Below are 16732 nucleotides of genomic sequence, written 5' to 3'. Positions count from 1 at the left end.
CGCGTCGCCGAACAGGGGCAGCTCCGCCTCCCCGGGCCGACCGTCACCGCCGCACGTCCAGGGAGAGGTGTGCGGACAGCGCGCGCAGGAACTCGGGCGCGTCGAACATCTCGCCGGCCGAGGCGACGCCGGTCGTCCGGGTCCGGCCGGTGAGGATCCGGTGGACGGCCTCCACCGCGAGCGGCGCGCTGACGGCGTAGATGTCCCGGCCGGTGGCGACGGCTCGGCGCTCCGCGCCCCCGGAGCGGACGAGGACGTCCACAAGGAAGGTCTGCGCGGACCGGCCGCGCTCGTCGACGGCGGCCGGTGCGGACGCGTCCGGCGCCGACAGGTCCCGGGCCGCGTCGACCGCCATGTACGTGCGCACCTCGGGCACCGCCAGGTGGCTGGGGACGGTCACGACGTCGGCCATGGTGAACCCGCCGATGACGGGCCGGGTGCCCATGGGGGCGGGGAAGGGCCACTCCAGGACGGGGAGCGCTTCGTCGTGGTACTCCAGCCGGCCTCCGGTGTGGCGGACGTGCCGGCCGCCGCGCCGTTCGCGGGAGACCCTGCCCGCCGCGAGGGTTCCCGCCGTGGGGTGCCAGCTGCTCAGTCCGTACGCGACGTGCACCTCGTCGGCCGTCGTCCAGTCGCCCATGGCCGTGGTGGCCAGCAGGTCGCCGAGGCCGCCGTAGAAGGCCATCGCGGGGACGACCGCCGTTCCCGCGGCGCGGGCCCGGTCGGCGAAGCGCGCGAAGGTGTCGGCGTTGGCCTCGATCTCGGCCGCCACGTCCACGTACGGGATCCCGGCGCGCAGCGCGGCCTCGATCACCGGGGCGCCGGTCACGGCGAACGGCCCGGCGCAGTTGACGACGGCCGCCGCGCCGGCCAGCGCGCGGTCGAGCGAGGCGGGGTCGTCGACCGACGCCGGGCGGGCGTCGAGCCCGTCGTGGGACGCGGCGAGCGTCCGCAGCCTGTCGGCGTCACGACCGGAGAGCACCGGGACGAAGCCCCGCTCCAGCAGTTCCGCCACCACGAAGCGCCCGGTGTGACCGTAGGCGCCGAAGACCGCGACCGTCCGACCCGATTCCATGACTTCTCCCGCCGTTCCCAGTTATCGAATGTTCAACTACCGCCATCCTGGTGGCCGGTACGGTCGACCGCGAGTGTCCGGAACGCCATGCCTCGTACAATTACGGACATGGGTACGCTCGCGCTCGCCGTCACCGACGGCATGCTGCACTTCGAACTCTCCCTCGCCCACGAGGTGTTCGGCTCCGCCCCGGACGCCGTCTCCGTCCCCTGGTACGACGTGACCGTCTGCGGGCCGGGCCCCGCCTCGGTCGAGCGGTTCCGCCTGGAACCCGACGGCGGGCTCGACCGGCTCCCGTACGCGGACACGGTGATCGTCCCCGGCTGGGCCGACGTCGACCGGGAACCGCCCGCCGACCTGGTCGACGCGGTACGCGCGGCCCACGAAGCGGGCGCGCGCGTGGCCTCCCTGTGCACGGGCGCCTTCGTCCTCGCCGCCGCCGGCCTCCTCGACGGACGGCGCGCCACCACGCACTGGGCGCACACCGAGACCCTGGCCGGACGGTACCCGCGCGTGGAGGTCGACCCGGACGTGCTCTACGTCGACGAGGGCACGGTGCTCACCTCCGCCGGCAAGGCCGCCGCGATGGACCTCTGCCTGCACCTCGTCCGCCTCGACCACGGCTCGGCGATCGCCAACACGGTCGCCCGCCGCCTGGTCGTGCCCCCGCACCGGGACGGCGGACAGGCCCAGTTCGTCACCGCACCCGTGCCCACCCGCCAGGACCACCCGCTCACCGAGCTGCTGCCCTGGGCGGTCGAACGGCTCGGCGAACCGCTGACCGTGGAGGACCTGGCGCGCCGGGCGCGCATGAGCTCGCGCCACCTGGGCCGCCACTTCCGGGCCGCGACCGGCACCACCCCGCTGCAATGGCTGCTCACCCAGCGGATCCGCCGCGCCCAGGAGCTCCTCGAAGCCACCGATGACAGCGTCGACGCCATCGCGGAGGCTACCGGCATGGGCACCGCCGCCACGCTCCGCCGCCACTTCAACCGCACCGTCGGCGTGCCCCCGGACACCTACCGCCGCACCTTCCGCTCCCGGACCGGCCCCGCCGGACGCGTCGAAAGTGGTCCCCGATGACGTGACGGAAGTGGACCTCAACCCGGGCCGCGCGGCTCCCTAGCGTCGGAGGCATGAACGCGAACGCCCTGCGCGGGGTCCTCCTGGTGACCCTCGCCTACGCCCTCGTCGGTGCCTCCTTCACCGCCAACAGCCTGCTCGGCGCCTATCCGTACGCGGGCGGGCAGGCCCTCCGCTACGGTGCCGCCTGCCTGCTCCTCCTCCCGCTGCTCGGTCGTGGCGGGCTCGCTCCGCTGCGACTCCTGACCGCCCGTCACTGGGTGCGGCTCGCCGCCCTCGCGGCCGTCGGCATGGTCGGCTTCAACCTCGCGATCCTGGCCGCCGAACGGACCGCGGAGCCCGCCGTCCCCGGCGTCCTCGTCGGCTGCGCCCCGGTCGTCGTCGCCGTCCTGGTCCCCCTCACCGAGGGCCGCAGGCCCGCCCCCGCCGTGCTGTACGGGGCGCTGCTCGTCGCCGCCGGCGCCTTCACCGTGCAGGGCTGGGGCCGGACGGACCTGGCCGGGATCGGCTGGTCGGTGGCGGCGCTCGCGGGTGAGGTGGGGTTCACCCTGCTGGCCGTCCCGGTGCTGCGGGTGCTCGGACCGAAGCTGCTGACCGCCGCCGTGTGCGGGATCGGTGCGGCCGAGGCGGCGCTCGTCGGCCTGGTCGTGGACGGCGCCGGGTTCGTGCGGATGCCGACGGCCGTGGAGACGGGGGCCCTGGTCTGGCAAGCGGCCCTGGCCACGGTCGTCGGGTTCGTCCTCTTCTACATGGGTGTCCAGCGCGTCGGTATGGAGAGGGCCACTCTCTACACCGGGGCCATCCCGATCGCCGCGGCGCTGAGCGCCGCCCTGGTGGGAGGCGCCGCCTTCGGCCTCCCCCAGGCGGTCGGCAGCCTCCTCGTCGGTGCCGGAGCCGCCCTGGGCACGGGGCTGTTCACCCGGTCGTCCCGCCCGGTCTCAGCGGCTGCCGTCCAGGATCACGCGCGCGACCAGAGCGGGGTCGTCGTTCATCGGCACATGGCCGCAGCCGGGCAGCCGGACCAGGCGCGCGGCGGGCAGGGCGTGCTTGGCGCGGATGCCCTGGCGGCGCAGCAGCAGCCGGTCGCGGGTGCCCCAGGCGACGGTGACGGGGACCGCCGGGACGTCGTCGCGGAAGAGGGCGGCCCGGCCCGCCGCCAGGGTCTGGTGGAAGCCGGTGGCCTGCCGCAGCGCGAGCGTCTCGGCGACCACGGCCTCGGGTGACCGGCGGCCGGGCCGGGCGTAGATCGTGCTGGTGAGCGCGGTGCGCCCGGCGGCCGTGCGCGAGAGGCGCTCGATCACCGGCACGGGCAGCGACAGGGCGGCGCCGCGCATGGCCCGCAACGTCCCGAAGGCGTACCGCCGCTCGGCCTCCGACCAGAAGCCGGCGGGGGAGAGGGCGGTGACCGAGCGCACCAGCTTCTCCCGGCCGAGCTCCAGGGCGAGCAGCCCGCCCAGCGAGTTCCCCGCCACGTGGGGCCGCTCGAAGCCGACGGCCTCGCAGAAGGCGCCGAGTACGGGGACGACGGTGGACAGGTCGTACGGGACGTCCTCCGGCAGCCCGTCGGAGGCCCCGAAACCGGGCAGGTCGACGGCGATCACCTCGCGTTCGACGGCGAGGACGTCGAGGACGGGTCCCCAGGCCTGCCAGTGGTGCCCGATGCCGTGGAGCAGCAGCAGGGCCTCGCCCGCACCCCGCCGCTCGTACGTCATGGAGAGGTCGCGGGGACCCGCCGGGGTCTCGATCGTGAACGCGATCCGTGCGGGCATGCGGGCCCCTCGCTTCCTCGTGGAGCTTCCTCGCGAAGCTTCCTCGTGAACACCGTCGGGCGCCACCTTTTAGACGCCCCGTCAGCAAGAATTACCGCTCAGTAGCCAGGAGTTCAAGACGGGAGCCGGAAACTGGACAGGACCGGTGGAGTGGGCTGGGATGGAAGCGTGCCCACCGACACCGACACCCTGACCGAACTCTTCGAGGAGCACCGCCCGATGCTCCTCGGCGTCGCCTACCGGATGCTCGGCCGCACCGCCGACGCCGAGGACGTCGTCCAGGAGGCCTGGCTGCGCTGGACCGCCGCGGACCGGGCCGCCGTCCGCGAGCCGCGCGCCTTCCTCGTACGGATCACCACACGGCTCGCCATCGACCGGCTCCGCCAGGCACAGGCGCGCCGAGAGTCCTACGTCGGCCCCTGGCTCCCCGAACCCCTCGTCACCGACTTCGGCCCCGCCACCCCCGACAGCGCCGAGCGCGCCCTGCTCGCCGACTCCGTCTCGCTCGCGGTCCTCGTGGTGCTCGAATCCCTCTCCCCGCTGGAGCGGGCCGTCTTCGTGCTCCGCGAGGCCTTCGGCTTCCCGTACGGGGAGATCGCCACCGCCCTCGACCGCTCCGAGGCGGCCGTGCGCCAGCTCGCCGGGCGCGCCCGGCGCCACGTCGACGAGGGCAGGCCGCGCTACGACGTCGACCCGGCCGAGCGCCGCGACCTCACCGAGCGCTTCCTCTCCGCCGCGGCCGGCGGCGACCTCGGCGAGCTCCTCGCGCTCCTCGCCCCCGACGTCCGGCTCGTCGGCGACAGCGGCGGCAAGTCCAAGGCGCCGCTGCGGATCATCGAGAGCGCCGACAAGGTCGGCCGCTTCCTCGTCGCCGTCGCCCGGGACTCGTGGGAGGGGTACGAGGTGCGCTTCCTGGAGCTCAACGGCGCCCCGGCCGTGCTCGTCCTCGCCGACGGAGAGCCCGAGACCGTCTTCCAGATCGAGGCGCGCGACGGGCTGGTCCAGTGCGTCCACATCATCCGCAACCCCGACAAGCTCCGGGGCCTCGCCGACCTCGCCGACGACTGACGGAGATCACGCCAGTCGGCCGGAACCCGCCCCGCCTCCCCTCCCGGGAGGCGGGGCCTTTTGCTGCGCGGGGCTCACAAGGGCGCGAACGTCCTGTGAACGATCCGGGTCAGAGGGTCACATTCAGGGACGTTCGACAGAGGATTGGTCTTGACCAAGGGGGAGGCTCACCTTATGGTCGCAGGGTTAGTGCAGGAACCTTTAATAAACAAGGGCGCGGAAAAACGCCGCGGGACACGGCGAATTGCGGAGGATCAGGGTGGGGACCACGCAGCTGACATCGGTACCGGAGCCGAAGTACCAGCACCTCAAGACAGTGATCGGCGAAGCGCTCGACTCGGACTTCGCGGTCGGGGAGATCCTCCCCAACGAGCGCGAACTCGCGGCACGCTTCGGCGTCGCCCGCGCCACGCTCCGTCAGGCCCTGGAGCAGCTGGAGCTGGAAGGACGCCTGCAGCGCCGCCGCGGCGTCGGCACCACCGTCGCCCCGCCGCGCGTCGGCGTCGACGTCTCCACCACCCAGCACACCTGGCCCGGCGTCGGCGACGACGTCTGGCAGCCCCAGGACTCCGCCGCCGACGTGGCCCCCGCCGCCGTCGCGCGCGTCCTGGAGACCGCCGCCGACGAGCAGGTGCACATCGTCCGCCGCCTCCGCATCAGCCAGGGCCAGCCGGTCGCGGCCGAGCTGCTCTACGTGCCGGCCGGCTCCGTCCCGGGCCTCAGCGCCATCGACGCGCCCGCGGGTCCCGCCCGCGCCCGCGCCGTGCTCCGCGAACTCCAGCACCTCGCCCTCGACGGCCAGGACCGCGCCGTGGAGCTCGGCTCCGCCCGCGCCGACGACGCCAAGGAGCTCGACCGGCTGCCGGGCGCACCCGTCCTCGTCGTGACGACCCGCTACCTCTCCGCCGGGCGCCCGGCCGCCGTCTCGGTGGCCACCTACCGCGCCGACACCTGCCGCCTCACCTTCGGCGACTCGGCCGACCTGGTCATGGCCTCGTAGGACTCCCCACACCCTCGAACACCGGCCCGTCGCCAGGGGGCCCTAGCGGCGGGCCGTCACCGTGCCCTCGACGGCGAAGAGCTGCTCCTCGACGTGGTCGAGGGCGAGCCGCAGGGCGCCCGTGCCGACCGCGGCCTCGCCGAGCAGGGACAGCACCACCCGGGGCGGCCGCAGGCAGAACCGCGCCAGTTCCTCGCGGAGCGGCTGGAGCACCCCGTCGAGGCCGGCCGCCCAGCCGCCGACGACCACCAGCTCGGGATCGATGGCGAGGACCAGGGCCGCCACGTCGTGCACGAGCCGCTGGATGAAGCGGTCCACCGCCGCCTCCGCGCGCGGGTCGCCCTTGCGGGCCAGGGCGAAGACCTCGGCGACCGCCTGCTCGTCCAGCGGGTGCAGCGGCTCGTCCGTGGTCGAGAGGAGACGCTCCGGGGTCACGTCCCGGCCGAGCAGGTGCAGGGCGCCGATCTCCCCGGCCGCCCCGCCGAATCCCCGGTGCAGCCGGCCGCCGATCAGCGAGCCGGCGCCGGGGCTGAGACCGGCGAGGACGAAGACGATGTCGTCGGAGTCGGTCGCGGCACCCTTCCAGTGCTCGGCGACGGCCGCCGCGTTGGCGTCGTTCTCCACGATCACCGGGCAGCGGAAGGAGCGCCGCAGCCGCTCGCCGAGCGCGAGGCCCGTCCAGCCGGGCAGTGCCGTGCCGAGGCGTACGGTGCCGTCGGCCTCCACGATGCCGGGCGTGCCGACGCCGACGGCCCGCAGGTTGGACCGGGCGACCCCGGCCCTGCGCAGCACGTCGGCCACGACCGTACGCACCCGGTCCAGGCGCTCGTCCTCGGACGCCGTCTCCGACACCTCGCGGGACCCGGCGCCGATGATGCGTCCGTCCAGACCGGAGAGCAGGGCGGCCACACGGTGCGGGCCGATCTCGATGCCGAGCAGATGACCGGCCTCCGCGCGGAAGCGGAACCTCCGCGCCGGGCGTCCCTGCCGCCGGGCCTCGCCCTCCTCGGGCGCCGACTCGACGACGAGACCGCCCTCCATGAGGCCCTCGACGACCCCCTCGACCGTGGGCCGCGACAGGCCCGTGATCCGGGTCAGGTCCGTGAGCGTGGGCGCGTCGGCGCCGCGCAGCGCATGGAGTACCACCGCGGAGTTGATCCGCCGCAGCAGAGACGGATCCCCGCCGGTCAGCCGCCCCACAGTGTGTCCTCCCAGCTCGTGCACCTCTTCGGCGGATGGTACTCAATGGGCCCGGTCGCGGCGAGTGCCGCCCCCGCGGCGGACCGGGACGGCTCGCTCCCCACCTGACGGGACGCCAACTGTCGGTGGCGGCGGCTTTACTGTCCCCATGACCACGGCACGGCATCTGGCGACCATCGACTCACTCCGCGCCCGCCCCTTCCCGGCGCGACCGGAGCGATCCGGACCCGTCGACAGCGGTCCGGGCTTCCACGTCGGGGAGCTCGCGACCAGCGAGGAGTTCTGGGAGGACGACGGCACCCGCAGAGTGCTGGTCGAGGAGCAGTACGAGGCGGAGCGGGACGCTCTGGCCGCCCTGCTCACCCCCCGCTGGGGCCCGCCGGAGGAGCTGAGCCTGTGGTCCGTACTGGAGCGGAGCATGGACGGCGAGGAGATGCCGGAGCCGTGGTCCACCCTCAGCTGCCACACCCCGAACCTGTGGCTGTGGCGGACCGACGGACGATGGACGGGCCTCGGCGTCTCCCAGTGGGACAAGGAGCTGCCGTTCCAGCTCCTCGCCGTCGTCACCTAGGCCTCTGCCGCCGCCCGGAGCCGGGCGAACTCCTCGGCCATCGTCGCCGTCGTCCAGTGGGCGTTGAGACCGCTCGGGTTGGGCAGCGCCCAGACACGGGTGGAGCCGATCACGCGGTCCTGCGGTCCGATCACTGCCTTCGGCTCCTCGAAGGCCGTGCGGTACGCGGTGACGCCGACGACCGCGAGCCAGCGCGGTTCGAGGCGCTCCACCTTCTCCACGAGCAGCCGTCCGCCCTCGCGGTACTCCTCACGGCTCAGCTCGTCGGCCCGCGCGGTCGCCCGCGCCACCACGTTCGTGATGCCGAGCCCGTACGTCAGGAGTTCCTCCTGCTCGTCCGGCCGCAGCCGCCTCGGCGTGAACCCGGACAGATGCAGCACCGGCCAGAAGCGGTTGCCCGGGCGGGCGAAGTGGTGGCCCGTCGCCGCCGTCATCAGCCCCGGATTGATCCCGCAGAAGAGGACGGAAAGGCCGCTCGCGACCACGTCGGGAACGACGCGGTCGCGAGCGGCCTCCAGCTCCTGCTGGGTGAACCGGGGGGTCCGGGTCAGAGGATCGCCCCGGGGGTGTAGGCGGCGGCCTCCGGGTGCTGCTTGAGGATCTCCTCGATGCGGGAGACCACGGAAGCGACCTGGTCGGCGGCGGCGCCCGTGAAGGACAGCTTGTCCGCCATCAGCTCGTCGAGCTGCGCCCGGTCCAGCGGGATCCGCTCGTCGGCGGCCAGCTTGTCGAGGAGCTCGTTGCGCTCGGCGCCCTGCTCGCGCATGGCGAGGGCGGAGGCGACGGCGTTCTCCTTGATGGCCTCGTGGGCGACCTCGCGGCCCACGCCGGCGCGGACGGCGCCCATGAGGACCTTGGTGGTCGCCAGGAAGGGCAGGTAGCGGTCGAGCTCGCGGGCGACGACGGCCGGGAAGGCGCCGAACTCGTCGAGCACGGTGAGGAAGGTCTCCAGGAGGCCGTCGAGCGCGAAGAAGGCGTCCGGCAGCGCGACCCGGCGGACCACGGAGCAGGACACGTCGCCCTCGTTCCACTGGTCGCCCGCCAGCTCACCGGTCATCGAGGCGTAGCCGCGCAGGATGACCATGAGGCCGTTGACGCGCTCGCAGGAGCGGGTGTTCATCTTGTGCGGCATCGCCGAGGAGCCGACCTGGCCGGGCTTGAAGCCCTCGGTGACCAGCTCGTGGCCCGCCATCAGGCGGATCGTCTTGGCGATCGAGGACGGGGCGGCGGCCAGCTGCACCAGCGAGGTGACCACGTCGTAGTCGAGCGAGCGCGGGTAGACCTGGCCGACCGAGGTGAAGGCGTGCGCGAAGCCGAGGTGACCGGCGATCCGCTGCTCCAGCTCCGCCAGCTTGCCGGCGTCGCCGCCGAGCAGGTCCAGCATGTCCTGCGCGGTGCCGACCGGGCCCTTGATGCCGCGCAGCGGGTAGCGGCCGAGCAGCTCCTCCAGGCGGGCGTACGCCACGAGCAGCTCGTCCGCCGCCGTCGCGAAACGCTTGCCGAGGGTGGTCGCCTGCGCGGCGACGTTGTGCGAGCGGCCGGCCATGACCAGCTCCGCGTACTCGGCGGAGAGCTTGCCGAGCCGGGCGAGGACGGCGACCGTGCGGTCCCGCATCAGCTCCAGGGAGAGCCGGACCTGCAGCTGCTCGACGTTCTCGGTGAGGTCGCGCGAGGTCATGCCCTTGTGGACGTGCTCGTGGCCGGCGAGGGCGTTGAACTCCTCGATCCGGGCCTTCACGTCGTGCCGGGTGACCTTCTCGCGCTCGGCGATGGAGCCGAGGTCGACCTGGTCGAGGACGCGCTCGTAGTCGGCGAGGGCGGCGTCCGGAACCTCGATCCCGAGGTCCTTCTGCGCACGCAGCACGGCGAGCCACAGCTGACGCTCCAGCTTCACCTTCTGCTCGGGGGACCAGAGGACGGCGAGCTCCGCGGAGGCGTAGCGGCCGGCCAGAACGTTGGGGATGCGGGGCTTCGCAGTCACAGCAGTCACGTGGACAGAGTTTACTGGTGGTTTCTGCAGGCCAGCGCCACGGTCCGGTGTGGAGCTTGCTACGAGACCCAGGTCACGCGCGCGCGTGGGCGCCCCGCTACGCGCCGGCCGGGGGCTCGTACGGCAGCAGCTCGGGACGCTTGGGCGGGCGGCCGTCCCCCGAGGAGCGGCCGGTCAGGCGCCGTCCGATCCAGGGGCCGAGGTGCTCCCTGGCGAAGCGGGCGTCCGCGACCCGGCGGCTCGCCCAGCCGGGCCGTACGGCCGGGGGCAGCGGCGTGCGCCAGTCCTCCTCGGGCGCCAGGCCGAGCGCCTGCCACACGGCCTCGGCGACCCGCCGGTGCCCGTCGGCCGTCAGGTGGAGCCGGTCCACGTCCCACAGCCGGGGGTCGCCGAGCGACGGGGCGCCGTACAGGTCGACGACCAGGGCGCCGTGCGCGGCGGCGAGCGCGTCGATGTGGGCGAACAGCTCCTCCATCCGGGGCCGGAAGCGCTCCATGACCGGGCCGTTGCGGCCGGGGCTGCGCATGAGGACCAGCTGCCCGCAGGAGGGTGTGAGGCGTTCCACTGCCTCGGTGAGCAGGTCCCGCACCCGGACCATGTCGACCTTGGGGCGCAGGGTGTCGTTGAGCCCGCCGACCAGGGTCACCACATCGGCCTTCATGCTTGCGGCCAGGTCGACTTGCTCGTCGACGATCTGGCCGATGAGCTTGCCGCGCACGGCGAGGTTCGCGTAGCGGAAGCCGGGGGAGCGGGTGGCGAGACGGCCCGCGAGGACGTCGGCCCAGCCCCGGTAGGAGCCGTCGGGGTTCAGGTCCGACATACCCTCGGTGAAGCTGTCCCCGACGGCGACGAGACTGTTGTACGTGGCATTGATCTCCATGGCGGAGTGATCATACCGCGCGGTATGCGCGGGATGCCGTGGAGAACCCGGGAGGGGAAATCCGATGAGCGACGCGCTGCTGAGCGCCCTGGCCGAGTCCCTGGCCGAGCTGGTGACGGCGGTCGGGACCTCCGACGACGAGGTCCTCGACCCCGACACGGCCGTGAAGTGGCTGGAGGGCACCGCGGCCCCCCTGAACGGACTCGGCCCCGCCGACCGCCGCGCCCTCGACGGGCTGTTCCGCGAGACCGCGCTGCGCCGCCCGGAGGGGCCCCGGCGCGATGCGCTGCTCCGTCTCCCGGAGCACCTCGGCGTCTCCGAGAGCCCCCGGCCGACCGCGCCGACCGCGATGGCCGCGCCGACCGCAGCCGCCTGGCCGCCCGCGACCGCCTCACCGTCCCTGACCGCCTCGCGGCTCCCGTCCACGACGACCGTCGACATCCCCTCGCCGACCTCGCCCACGCCCCCCGGTGCCGTCTCGTCGGCCGACGAGACGGCCGGTGTCTGCGACGCCGTCGCCGAGCGGGTGCTGCGCTTCGCCGCCCTCGTGCGGGAGGCCGATCCCGCCACCCCGGTGCCCGCGTGTCCCGGCTGGACCCTCGCGGACCTGACCCGGCACCTCGGTGCGGTCCACCGCTGGACCGATCACCTGGTACGCACCCGGGCCACCGTCCGCGTCCGGGTGCAGGACCTCCCGCTCGACCCGCCGTCGGACCCGGCCGCGTACGCCGACTGGCTGACCGAGGGCGCCGACACCGTGCTCACGACGCTGCGCACCGCCGCCCCGGACCTCCCGGTCTGGTCGCCGGGAGCGGACCCGCACGCCCGGTACTACCCGCACCGACTGCTCTCCGAGGCGGTCGTCCACCTCGCCGACGCCGAGTTCGCCCTCCACGGCGCCGCGGAGCCGATCGCCCCCCGCGTCGCCGCCGTCGCGCTCGACCACTTCCTCGCCGACGCCCCGTACATCCCCTGGATCGCCGAACCGCTCGCCCACCTCGACCGCGACGGCGCCGTCCTCCGCCTCGACGCCCGCGACACCGGCGCCGTCCGGACCCTCGTCCTCGGCGGGGGCGGCTTCGCCTGGAGCCGGGAGGACCGAGCGGGCCGGGAGAGCGGCGCCGCGGAGCCGACCGCCTCCGTCGCTGCGGACACCGGGGAGCTGCTGCTCCTCCTCCACCGCCGGTACCCCGCCGACGACCCGCGCTTCACCCGTACCGGCGACCGGGGCCTGCTCGACGACTGGCTCGCCGCCACCGCGTTCTGACACGCCCGAGGGCCCCGGGAAGCGAATCCCGGGGCCCTCGGGCGTGAGTCACGACGCCGCCGGGCGTCCCACCAGCTCGCGCAGCACGTCCTCCATCGTCACGAGACCGGCCGGCTTGCCGTCCTCGTCGAGCACGGCCGCCAGGTGCGTCCGGCTGCGGCGCATCGCGGTGAGGACGTCGTCCAGCGGCGTCGCCGCCCGGACGCGGGCGATCGGCCGCAGCGCCGTCACCGGGAACGGCAGATCGCGCGGGGTGGCGTCCAGGGCGTCCTTGACGTGCAGATAGCCCAGGATGCGGCGCTCGGAGTCGACGACCGGGAAGCGGGAGTACCCGGTCCGCGCCGCCAGCGTCTCCAGCTCCTCCGGAGTGGTGCCGACCTGCGCGTACACCACCTTCTCCGCCGGCATGACGACGTCCCGCACGGGACGCCGGCCCAGCTCCAGGGCGTCGTGCAGCCGCTCGGCGGCCCGGTCGTCCAGGAGGCCCGCGTCGCCCGCGTCGGTGACCATCCGGGCCAGCTCGTCGTCCGAGAAGGTCGCGGAGACCTCGTCCTTGGCGTCCACCCGCAGCAGCTTCAGCAGCGCGTTGGCGAAGGCGTTGATCGCGAAGATCACCGGCTTCAGCGCCCGCGCGAGCGTCACCAGGGGCGGCCCGAGGAGCAGCGCGGTGCGCGTCGGCTCGGCGAGCGCGATGTTCTTCGGCACCATCTCGCCCAGCAGCATGTGCAGATACGTCGCCAGACCCAGCGCGATCGCGAACGAGATCGTGGCGGCCACGCCGTGCGGCACGCCGACCGCGTCGAAGACCGGTTCCAGCAGGTGCTCGATGGCCGGCTCGGCGACGATGCCGAGGACCAGGGTGCACAGGGTGATGCCGAGCTGCGCCGCCGCGAGCATCGCGGAGACGTGCTCCAGGCCCCAGACGACGCTGCGCGCCCGCCGGTTCCCGGAGTCGGCCAGGGGCTCGATCTGGCTGCGGCGGACCGAGATCAGGGCGAACTCGGCGCCGACGAAGAAGGCGTTGACGACCAGCGTGAGCAGACCGATCAGCAGCTGGATCGCGATCATCGGCCGGCCTCCCCGGACTCGTCCGTGTCGTGCGAGGCGGTGTCCGCGGGGGCGTGCAGCAGCACGCGCGCGGCGCGCCGGCCCGAGGCGTCGACGACGTCGAGGCGCCAGCCGGCCAGCTCCACCCGGTCGCCGGAGGCGGGGATGCGGCCCAGCTCCGTCGCGAGGACGCCCGCGAGCGTCTCGTACGGGCCGTCCGGCACGCGCAGGCCGATCGCGGCCAGCTGGTCCGTACGGGCGGCGCCGTCGGCGGACCACAGCTCGCGCCCGTCCGCGTCCTCGCCCGCCCGGGCCAGGTCCGGCGTCTCGTGCGGGTCGTGCTCGTCGCGCACCTCGCCGACGACCTCCTCGACGATGTCCTCCAGGGTGACGACCCCGGCCGTGCCGCCGTACTCGTCGATGACGACGGCCATCGTCTGCTTGCCCGACAGGCGGTCGAGCAGCCGGTCCACGGTGAGCGTCTCGGGGACGAGCAGCGGCTCGCGCAGCATCTCGCCGATCCGGCGGCGGGGCCGCTCCCCGGCCGGTATCGCGAGCACGTCCTTGATGTGGGCGATGCCGACGACCGCGTCGAGGCTGCCCCGGTAGACGGGGAAGCGGGACAGGCCGGTCGCGCGGGTCGCGTTGGCGACGTCCTCGGCGGTGGCCTGCACCTCCAGGGCGGTGACCTGCACGCGGGGCGTCATCACGTTCTCGGCGGTCAGTTCCGCCAGGTTGAGGGTACGGACGAACAGCTCGGCCGTGTCCGCCTCCAGGGCGCCCTCCTTCGCGGAGTGCCGGGCGAGCGCCACCAGCTCCTGCGGGGAGCGCGCGGAGGCCAGCTCCTCGGTCGGCTCCATGCCGAGGCGGCGCAGGATCCGGTTCGCGCTGTTGTTGAGGTGGCTGATCAGCGGCTTGAAGGCGGCCGTGAACACGCGCTGCGGGGTGGCCACCACCTTCGCCACGGCGAGCGGCGAGGAGATCGCCCAGTTCTTGGGGACCAGCTCGCCGACGACCATCAGGACGACGGTCGACAGGGCGGTGCCCAGGACGAGGGCGACCGAGGAGGCCACCGAGCGCGAGAGGCCGAGCGCCTCGACGGGGCCGCGGATCAGCTTGGCGATCGAGGGCTCGGAGAGCATGCCGACGACGAGGTTGGTCACGGTGATGCCCAACTGCGCGCCGGAGAGCTGGAAGGTGAGCGAGCGGACGGCCTTGAGCGCGCCCGCCGCGCCCCGCTCGCCGCGCTCCGCGGCGGCTGCGAGCTCGCCGCGCTCGACCGTGGTCAGCGAGAACTCGGCCGCGACGAACGCGCCGCACGCGACTGCGAGCAGGAGCGCCACCACGAGCAGAAGCACTTCGGTCATCGGTTCACCTCCGTCCCATGATCAGTCAGGGGGAGAGGGACCGCTCGATGTCGGCGGTCGGGACCAGTGCTACTGGGAGGCTCGCCCATGGGCGGACGCTCACACCTTTCGGTCGGCGGATCGGGAGGACACCATGGTAAAGGATCGGCAAAGCAGGGTGGTGATCACCCCGTGGCCGGGGCCGCGAGCGGCTTCACCCAGCGGCGCCAGCGCTCCTCGCGCCGGTACCCGGCGGCCGTCCACAGCGCCCGGCCCGTCTCGTTCGCCTCCAGGACCATGGCGTCCGCACGCCGTCCGCCGAGCGCGCGGAACCTCTCCTCGGCCGCGCGCAGGAGCGCGGTGGAGACGCCGCGGCGGCGGTACGGGGGCAGGACGGCGAGCCGGTAGAGGGAGGCGCGCCAGCCGTCCCAGCCGGCGATCACGGAGCCGACGATCACGCCGTCGGCGAAGGCGAGGATCAGGGCGTCGGGGTCGCGCTCCACCAGCCGGGTCACCCCGTTCACGTCGTCCGACACGGACGTGCCCTCGGCCGACTCCTTCCAGAAGGCCAGGACGGCCTCGACGTCGTCGGGAGCGGCCGGACGTATCTGCAGACCGATCATGGCCGGATCCCATCACGCGGGGCGGCGACACCGCCAGGCATTACCGCCGGGCCGTGCCCAGGACACAGGGGGAGGACGGCAGTCGCGGGCCGCCCTCCGGAACGTCGAAGGAGCGGTACGAGACGAGGTCGAAACCGGCCGCCTCGATCTCCGGGAGCGGGGTGCGGGAGGTGTGGCAGCCGCCGAAGAGCAGCGGCCAGACCGTCCGGTCGAGGCCCCGCTGCACCCGTGCGAGCCCGGGCGTGTCCGCAGCCCCGTGCTCGAAGAACCGCAGCTCGCCGCCGGGACGCAGGACCCGCCGCAGCTCGGCGAGGACCCCCGGCACGTCCCGTACGGTGCACAGCACCAGCGAGGCCACCGCCGCGTCGAAGGAGCCGTCCGGCCCCGGCAGCGCCTCGGCCGTGCCCGGCAGCACGGTCACCGGGACGGCCGCCCGGCGCGCGGCCTCCCCGGCGAGCCGGCGCAGATGCGGCTCCGGCTCCACGGCGACGACCTCGGTGACGCCGGGCGGGTAGTGCGCGAAGTTCAGGCCGTTCCCCGCCCCGATCTCGACGACCCGGCCGGAAAGCCCGGCGAGCAGCTCCGTCCGCAGGGCGCCGAGCCCGCCCCGCGTGTCGGCCGACTCGCTGAACCGGGCGTAGAAGCGGGCGAAGAGGGGATGGTGGACGCGAGGGGGCCGGGGTGTCGGCCGGTCGGGAGTCATCGGGGTCACCGGAGCCGCCCTCAGCCCGTCACGAAGCAGAACTCGTTGCCCTCCGGGTCCCGCATGACCTGGAAGGAGCCCTGCTCGTCGGTGACGAGCCCGCCGACCGCGACCGCCCCGAGCGGCACCGCCTCCCCGGCCGCCCGCGCCGGATCGTCCACCTCCAGGTCGAGGTGGACCCGGTTCTTCGCGGCCTTGCCCTCCGGCACCCGCTGGAAGGCGATCCGTACGAACTCCGGCGGATCCACGTACGACCAGTCGGGGCTCCGGTCGACGGGTTCACCGCCGAGGAGCCCGGCCCAGAAGCGGACCAGCGCCGCCGGAGCGGCGCAGTCGAAGACGATCTCCTGAACGTGTGCGCGCATGTGGTCAGCCTACGGAGAGCGGCGCCGCGTGCGCTTCCGTGAACGCCTCCGCGTCCCACGCGCCGCCGAGCTCCGGCCCCAGCCAGCCGCCCGCGGCCGCCCGGAACTCCGCCGGGCCGAGCGCGCCCGAACCCTCCGGCACGGCCCCGAGCAGCGGAGCGCCCGCGGCCTCCGGCAGGTCCGCGAGGTTGCAGCGCGCCGCGAGGTCCGGCGCGGCCGGCCAGCTGCCGACGACCACGCCGAGCTGCTCGATCCCGCGCGCCCGCAGCGCCTCGGCCGTCAGGGTCGTCGAGTTGAGCGTCCCCAGACCGGCCGGCGCCACCACCAGGACGGGCGCACCGAGCAGCGCGGCAGCGTCGGCGAGCGTGCCGCCCTCCTCGTCGAAGCGGACGAGGAGCCCGCCGGCGCCCTCCACGAGCACCAGGTCGTGGTCCTCGGCCAGCTTCCGGGCGGCCTCGGCGACCTCCCGGGGCCCGACCGGGGCGAGCCCGGACCGCCGGGCGGCCGTCCCGGGGGCCAGCGGCTCCGGGAAGCGGGCCAGCTCGGCGGAGGCGGCGGCGCCCGAGAGGCGCACGACCTCGTCGGCGTCGCCCCGTTCGTCGGGGCCGAGGCCGGTCTGGGCGGGCTTCAGGACGGCGACGGACCTTCCTGCGGTGGTGGCGACGGCGGCGACGGCGGCCGTGACGATCGTCTTGCCGATCTCCGTGCCGGTGCCGCTGATGACGATGATGCCCATAGGGCGTCC

The 16732-nt window shown here is 74.3% G+C and carries 17 protein-coding genes and 1 pseudogene; 6 read left to right on the top strand and 12 right to left on the bottom strand.

Annotated elements, in window-relative coordinates; translation table 11 throughout:
• Window positions 1–43: 43 nt before the first annotated feature.
• Window positions 44–1075: a saccharopine dehydrogenase NADP-binding domain-containing protein gene (locus ABZ318_RS05290; protein ID WP_356901147.1), complete on the bottom strand. Its 1032-nt coding sequence runs from the start codon at window positions 1073–1075 to the stop codon at window positions 44–46.
• 108 nt (window positions 1076–1183) lie between these two features.
• On the opposite strand from ABZ318_RS05290, the gene ABZ318_RS05285 reads away from it, so the two are divergent.
• Entirely contained in the window at window positions 1184–2158 is a 975-nt protein-coding gene (locus ABZ318_RS05285; protein ID WP_356901146.1) for a helix-turn-helix domain-containing protein, read from the top strand.
• A gap of 53 nt (window positions 2159–2211) precedes the next feature.
• A pseudogene (locus tag ABZ318_RS05280) lies at window positions 2212–3000 on the top strand (DMT family transporter); the annotation flags it as partial.
• A 96-nt stretch (window positions 3001–3096) separates the two neighbouring features.
• Here ABZ318_RS05280 and ABZ318_RS05275 read toward each other — a convergent pair.
• Window positions 3097–3927 (bottom strand): alpha/beta fold hydrolase, encoded by an 831-nt coding sequence (locus ABZ318_RS05275; RefSeq protein ID WP_356901145.1) that lies wholly within the window; start codon window positions 3925–3927, stop codon window positions 3097–3099.
• A gap of 168 nt (window positions 3928–4095) precedes the next feature.
• On the opposite strand from ABZ318_RS05275, the gene ABZ318_RS05270 reads away from it, so the two are divergent.
• Window positions 4096–4995 carry an RNA polymerase sigma-70 factor gene (locus tag ABZ318_RS05270; RefSeq protein ID WP_356901144.1) on the top strand — a complete coding sequence of 300 codons (900 nt, stop codon included), beginning with the start codon at window positions 4096–4098 and terminating at the stop codon, window positions 4993–4995.
• A gap of 259 nt (window positions 4996–5254) precedes the next feature.
• Window positions 5255–5995, top strand: a complete 741-nt coding sequence (locus tag ABZ318_RS05265; protein ID WP_356901143.1) for a GntR family transcriptional regulator — start codon at window positions 5255–5257, stop codon at window positions 5993–5995.
• A 42-nt stretch (window positions 5996–6037) separates the two neighbouring features.
• Here the strand turns inward: ABZ318_RS05265 and ABZ318_RS05260 are convergent, their stop codons facing one another.
• Window positions 6038–7195, bottom strand: a complete 1158-nt coding sequence (locus ABZ318_RS05260) for an ROK family transcriptional regulator (RefSeq protein WP_356901142.1) — start codon at window positions 7193–7195, stop codon at window positions 6038–6040.
• A 148-nt stretch (window positions 7196–7343) separates the two neighbouring features.
• On the opposite strand from ABZ318_RS05260, the gene ABZ318_RS05255 reads away from it, so the two are divergent.
• Window positions 7344–7766, top strand: coding sequence for a hypothetical protein (locus ABZ318_RS05255; RefSeq protein WP_356901141.1), 423 nt, complete (start codon window positions 7344–7346; stop codon window positions 7764–7766).
• Here the strand turns inward: ABZ318_RS05255 and mug are convergent.
• The 3 genes from mug to ABZ318_RS05240 all read right to left on the bottom strand — a co-directional run bounded on the left by mug (window position 7763) and on the right by ABZ318_RS05240 (window position 10636).
• A complete protein-coding gene (gene mug / locus ABZ318_RS05250; protein ID WP_356901140.1) occupies window positions 7763–8251 on the bottom strand; it encodes a G/U mismatch-specific DNA glycosylase in 489 nt (162 codons plus the stop codon). The two genes, ABZ318_RS05255 and mug, sit on opposite strands and share 4 nt — an antisense overlap.
• Before the next feature lie 62 nt (window positions 8252–8313).
• Entirely contained in the window at window positions 8314–9756 is a 1443-nt protein-coding gene (purB, locus tag ABZ318_RS05245; RefSeq protein WP_356901139.1) for an adenylosuccinate lyase, read from the bottom strand.
• Between the two features lie 97 nt (window positions 9757–9853).
• A complete protein-coding gene (locus ABZ318_RS05240) occupies window positions 9854–10636 on the bottom strand; it encodes an SGNH/GDSL hydrolase family protein (protein ID WP_356901138.1) in 783 nt (260 codons plus the stop codon).
• 64 nt (window positions 10637–10700) lie between these two features.
• On the opposite strand from ABZ318_RS05240, the gene ABZ318_RS05235 reads away from it, so the two are divergent.
• Window positions 10701–11903 carry a maleylpyruvate isomerase N-terminal domain-containing protein gene (locus tag ABZ318_RS05235; RefSeq protein WP_356901137.1) on the top strand — a complete coding sequence of 401 codons (1203 nt, stop codon included), beginning with the start codon at window positions 10701–10703 and terminating at the stop codon, window positions 11901–11903.
• A 48-nt stretch (window positions 11904–11951) separates the two neighbouring features.
• Here ABZ318_RS05235 and ABZ318_RS05230 read toward each other — a convergent pair whose 3' ends face one another.
• The 6 genes from ABZ318_RS05230 to bioD all read right to left on the bottom strand — a co-directional run bounded on the left by ABZ318_RS05230 (window position 11952) and on the right by bioD (window position 16723).
• Window positions 11952–12971 (bottom strand): hemolysin family protein, encoded by a 1020-nt coding sequence (locus ABZ318_RS05230; protein WP_356901136.1) that lies wholly within the window; start codon window positions 12969–12971, stop codon window positions 11952–11954.
• Window positions 12968–14317 carry a hemolysin family protein gene (locus ABZ318_RS05225; RefSeq protein ID WP_356901135.1) on the bottom strand — a complete coding sequence of 450 codons (1350 nt, stop codon included), beginning with the start codon at window positions 14315–14317 and terminating at the stop codon, window positions 12968–12970. The genes ABZ318_RS05230 and ABZ318_RS05225 overlap by 4 nt, the downstream gene beginning before the upstream one ends.
• 164 nt (window positions 14318–14481) lie before the next feature.
• Window positions 14482–14919: a GNAT family N-acetyltransferase gene (locus ABZ318_RS05220; RefSeq protein ID WP_356901134.1), complete on the bottom strand. Its 438-nt coding sequence runs from the start codon at window positions 14917–14919 to the stop codon at window positions 14482–14484.
• Window positions 14920–14959: 40 nt separating this feature from the next.
• Window positions 14960–15622 (bottom strand): class I SAM-dependent methyltransferase, encoded by a 663-nt coding sequence (locus tag ABZ318_RS05215; RefSeq protein WP_356901133.1) that lies wholly within the window; start codon window positions 15620–15622, stop codon window positions 14960–14962.
• 20 nt (window positions 15623–15642) lie between these two features.
• A complete protein-coding gene (locus tag ABZ318_RS05210; protein ID WP_356901132.1) occupies window positions 15643–15987 on the bottom strand; it encodes a VOC family protein in 345 nt (114 codons plus the stop codon).
• 4 nt (window positions 15988–15991) lie between these two features.
• Window positions 15992–16723 carry a dethiobiotin synthase gene (bioD, locus tag ABZ318_RS05205; RefSeq protein ID WP_356901131.1) on the bottom strand — a complete coding sequence of 244 codons (732 nt, stop codon included), beginning with the start codon at window positions 16721–16723 and terminating at the stop codon, window positions 15992–15994.
• Window positions 16724–16732 lie beyond the last annotated feature (9 nt).

Source organism: Streptomyces sp. NPDC006197 (assembly GCF_040613865.1).
Taxonomy (GTDB): Bacteria; Actinomycetota; Actinomycetes; order Streptomycetales; family Streptomycetaceae; genus Streptomyces.
Note: the sequence above shows the minus strand (reverse complement) of the source record. Positions and strands in the feature narration are given on the sequence as shown.

What these genes read in the sequence shown, in the direction of transcription:
- ABZ318_RS05210 (WP_356901132.1), bottom strand. Translation starts at nt 15,987, where the DNA reads ATGCGCGCACACGTTCAGGAGATCGTCTTCGACTGCGCCGCTCCGGCG.
- ABZ318_RS05230 (WP_356901136.1), bottom strand. Translation starts at nt 12,971, where the DNA reads ATGATCGCGATCCAGCTGCTGATCGGTCTGCTCACGCTGGTCGTCAAC.
- ABZ318_RS05225 (WP_356901135.1), bottom strand. Translation starts at nt 14,317, where the DNA reads ATGACCGAAGTGCTTCTGCTCGTGGTGGCGCTCCTGCTCGCAGTCGCG.
- bioD (WP_356901131.1), bottom strand. Translation starts at nt 16,723, where the DNA reads ATGGGCATCATCGTCATCAGCGGCACCGGCACGGAGATCGGCAAGACG.
- ABZ318_RS05255 (WP_356901141.1), top strand. Translation starts at nt 7,344, where the DNA reads ATGACCACGGCACGGCATCTGGCGACCATCGACTCACTCCGCGCCCGC.
- ABZ318_RS05290 (WP_356901147.1), bottom strand. Translation starts at nt 1,075, where the DNA reads ATGGAATCGGGTCGGACGGTCGCGGTCTTCGGCGCCTACGGTCACACC.
- ABZ318_RS05235 (WP_356901137.1), top strand. Translation starts at nt 10,701, where the DNA reads ATGAGCGACGCGCTGCTGAGCGCCCTGGCCGAGTCCCTGGCCGAGCTG.
- ABZ318_RS05220 (WP_356901134.1), bottom strand. Translation starts at nt 14,919, where the DNA reads ATGATCGGTCTGCAGATACGTCCGGCCGCTCCCGACGACGTCGAGGCC.
- ABZ318_RS05240 (WP_356901138.1), bottom strand. Translation starts at nt 10,636, where the DNA reads ATGGAGATCAATGCCACGTACAACAGTCTCGTCGCCGTCGGGGACAGC.
- ABZ318_RS05275 (WP_356901145.1), bottom strand. Translation starts at nt 3,927, where the DNA reads ATGCCCGCACGGATCGCGTTCACGATCGAGACCCCGGCGGGTCCCCGC.
- ABZ318_RS05285 (WP_356901146.1), top strand. Translation starts at nt 1,184, where the DNA reads ATGGGTACGCTCGCGCTCGCCGTCACCGACGGCATGCTGCACTTCGAA.
- ABZ318_RS05215 (WP_356901133.1), bottom strand. Translation starts at nt 15,622, where the DNA reads ATGACTCCCGACCGGCCGACACCCCGGCCCCCTCGCGTCCACCATCCC.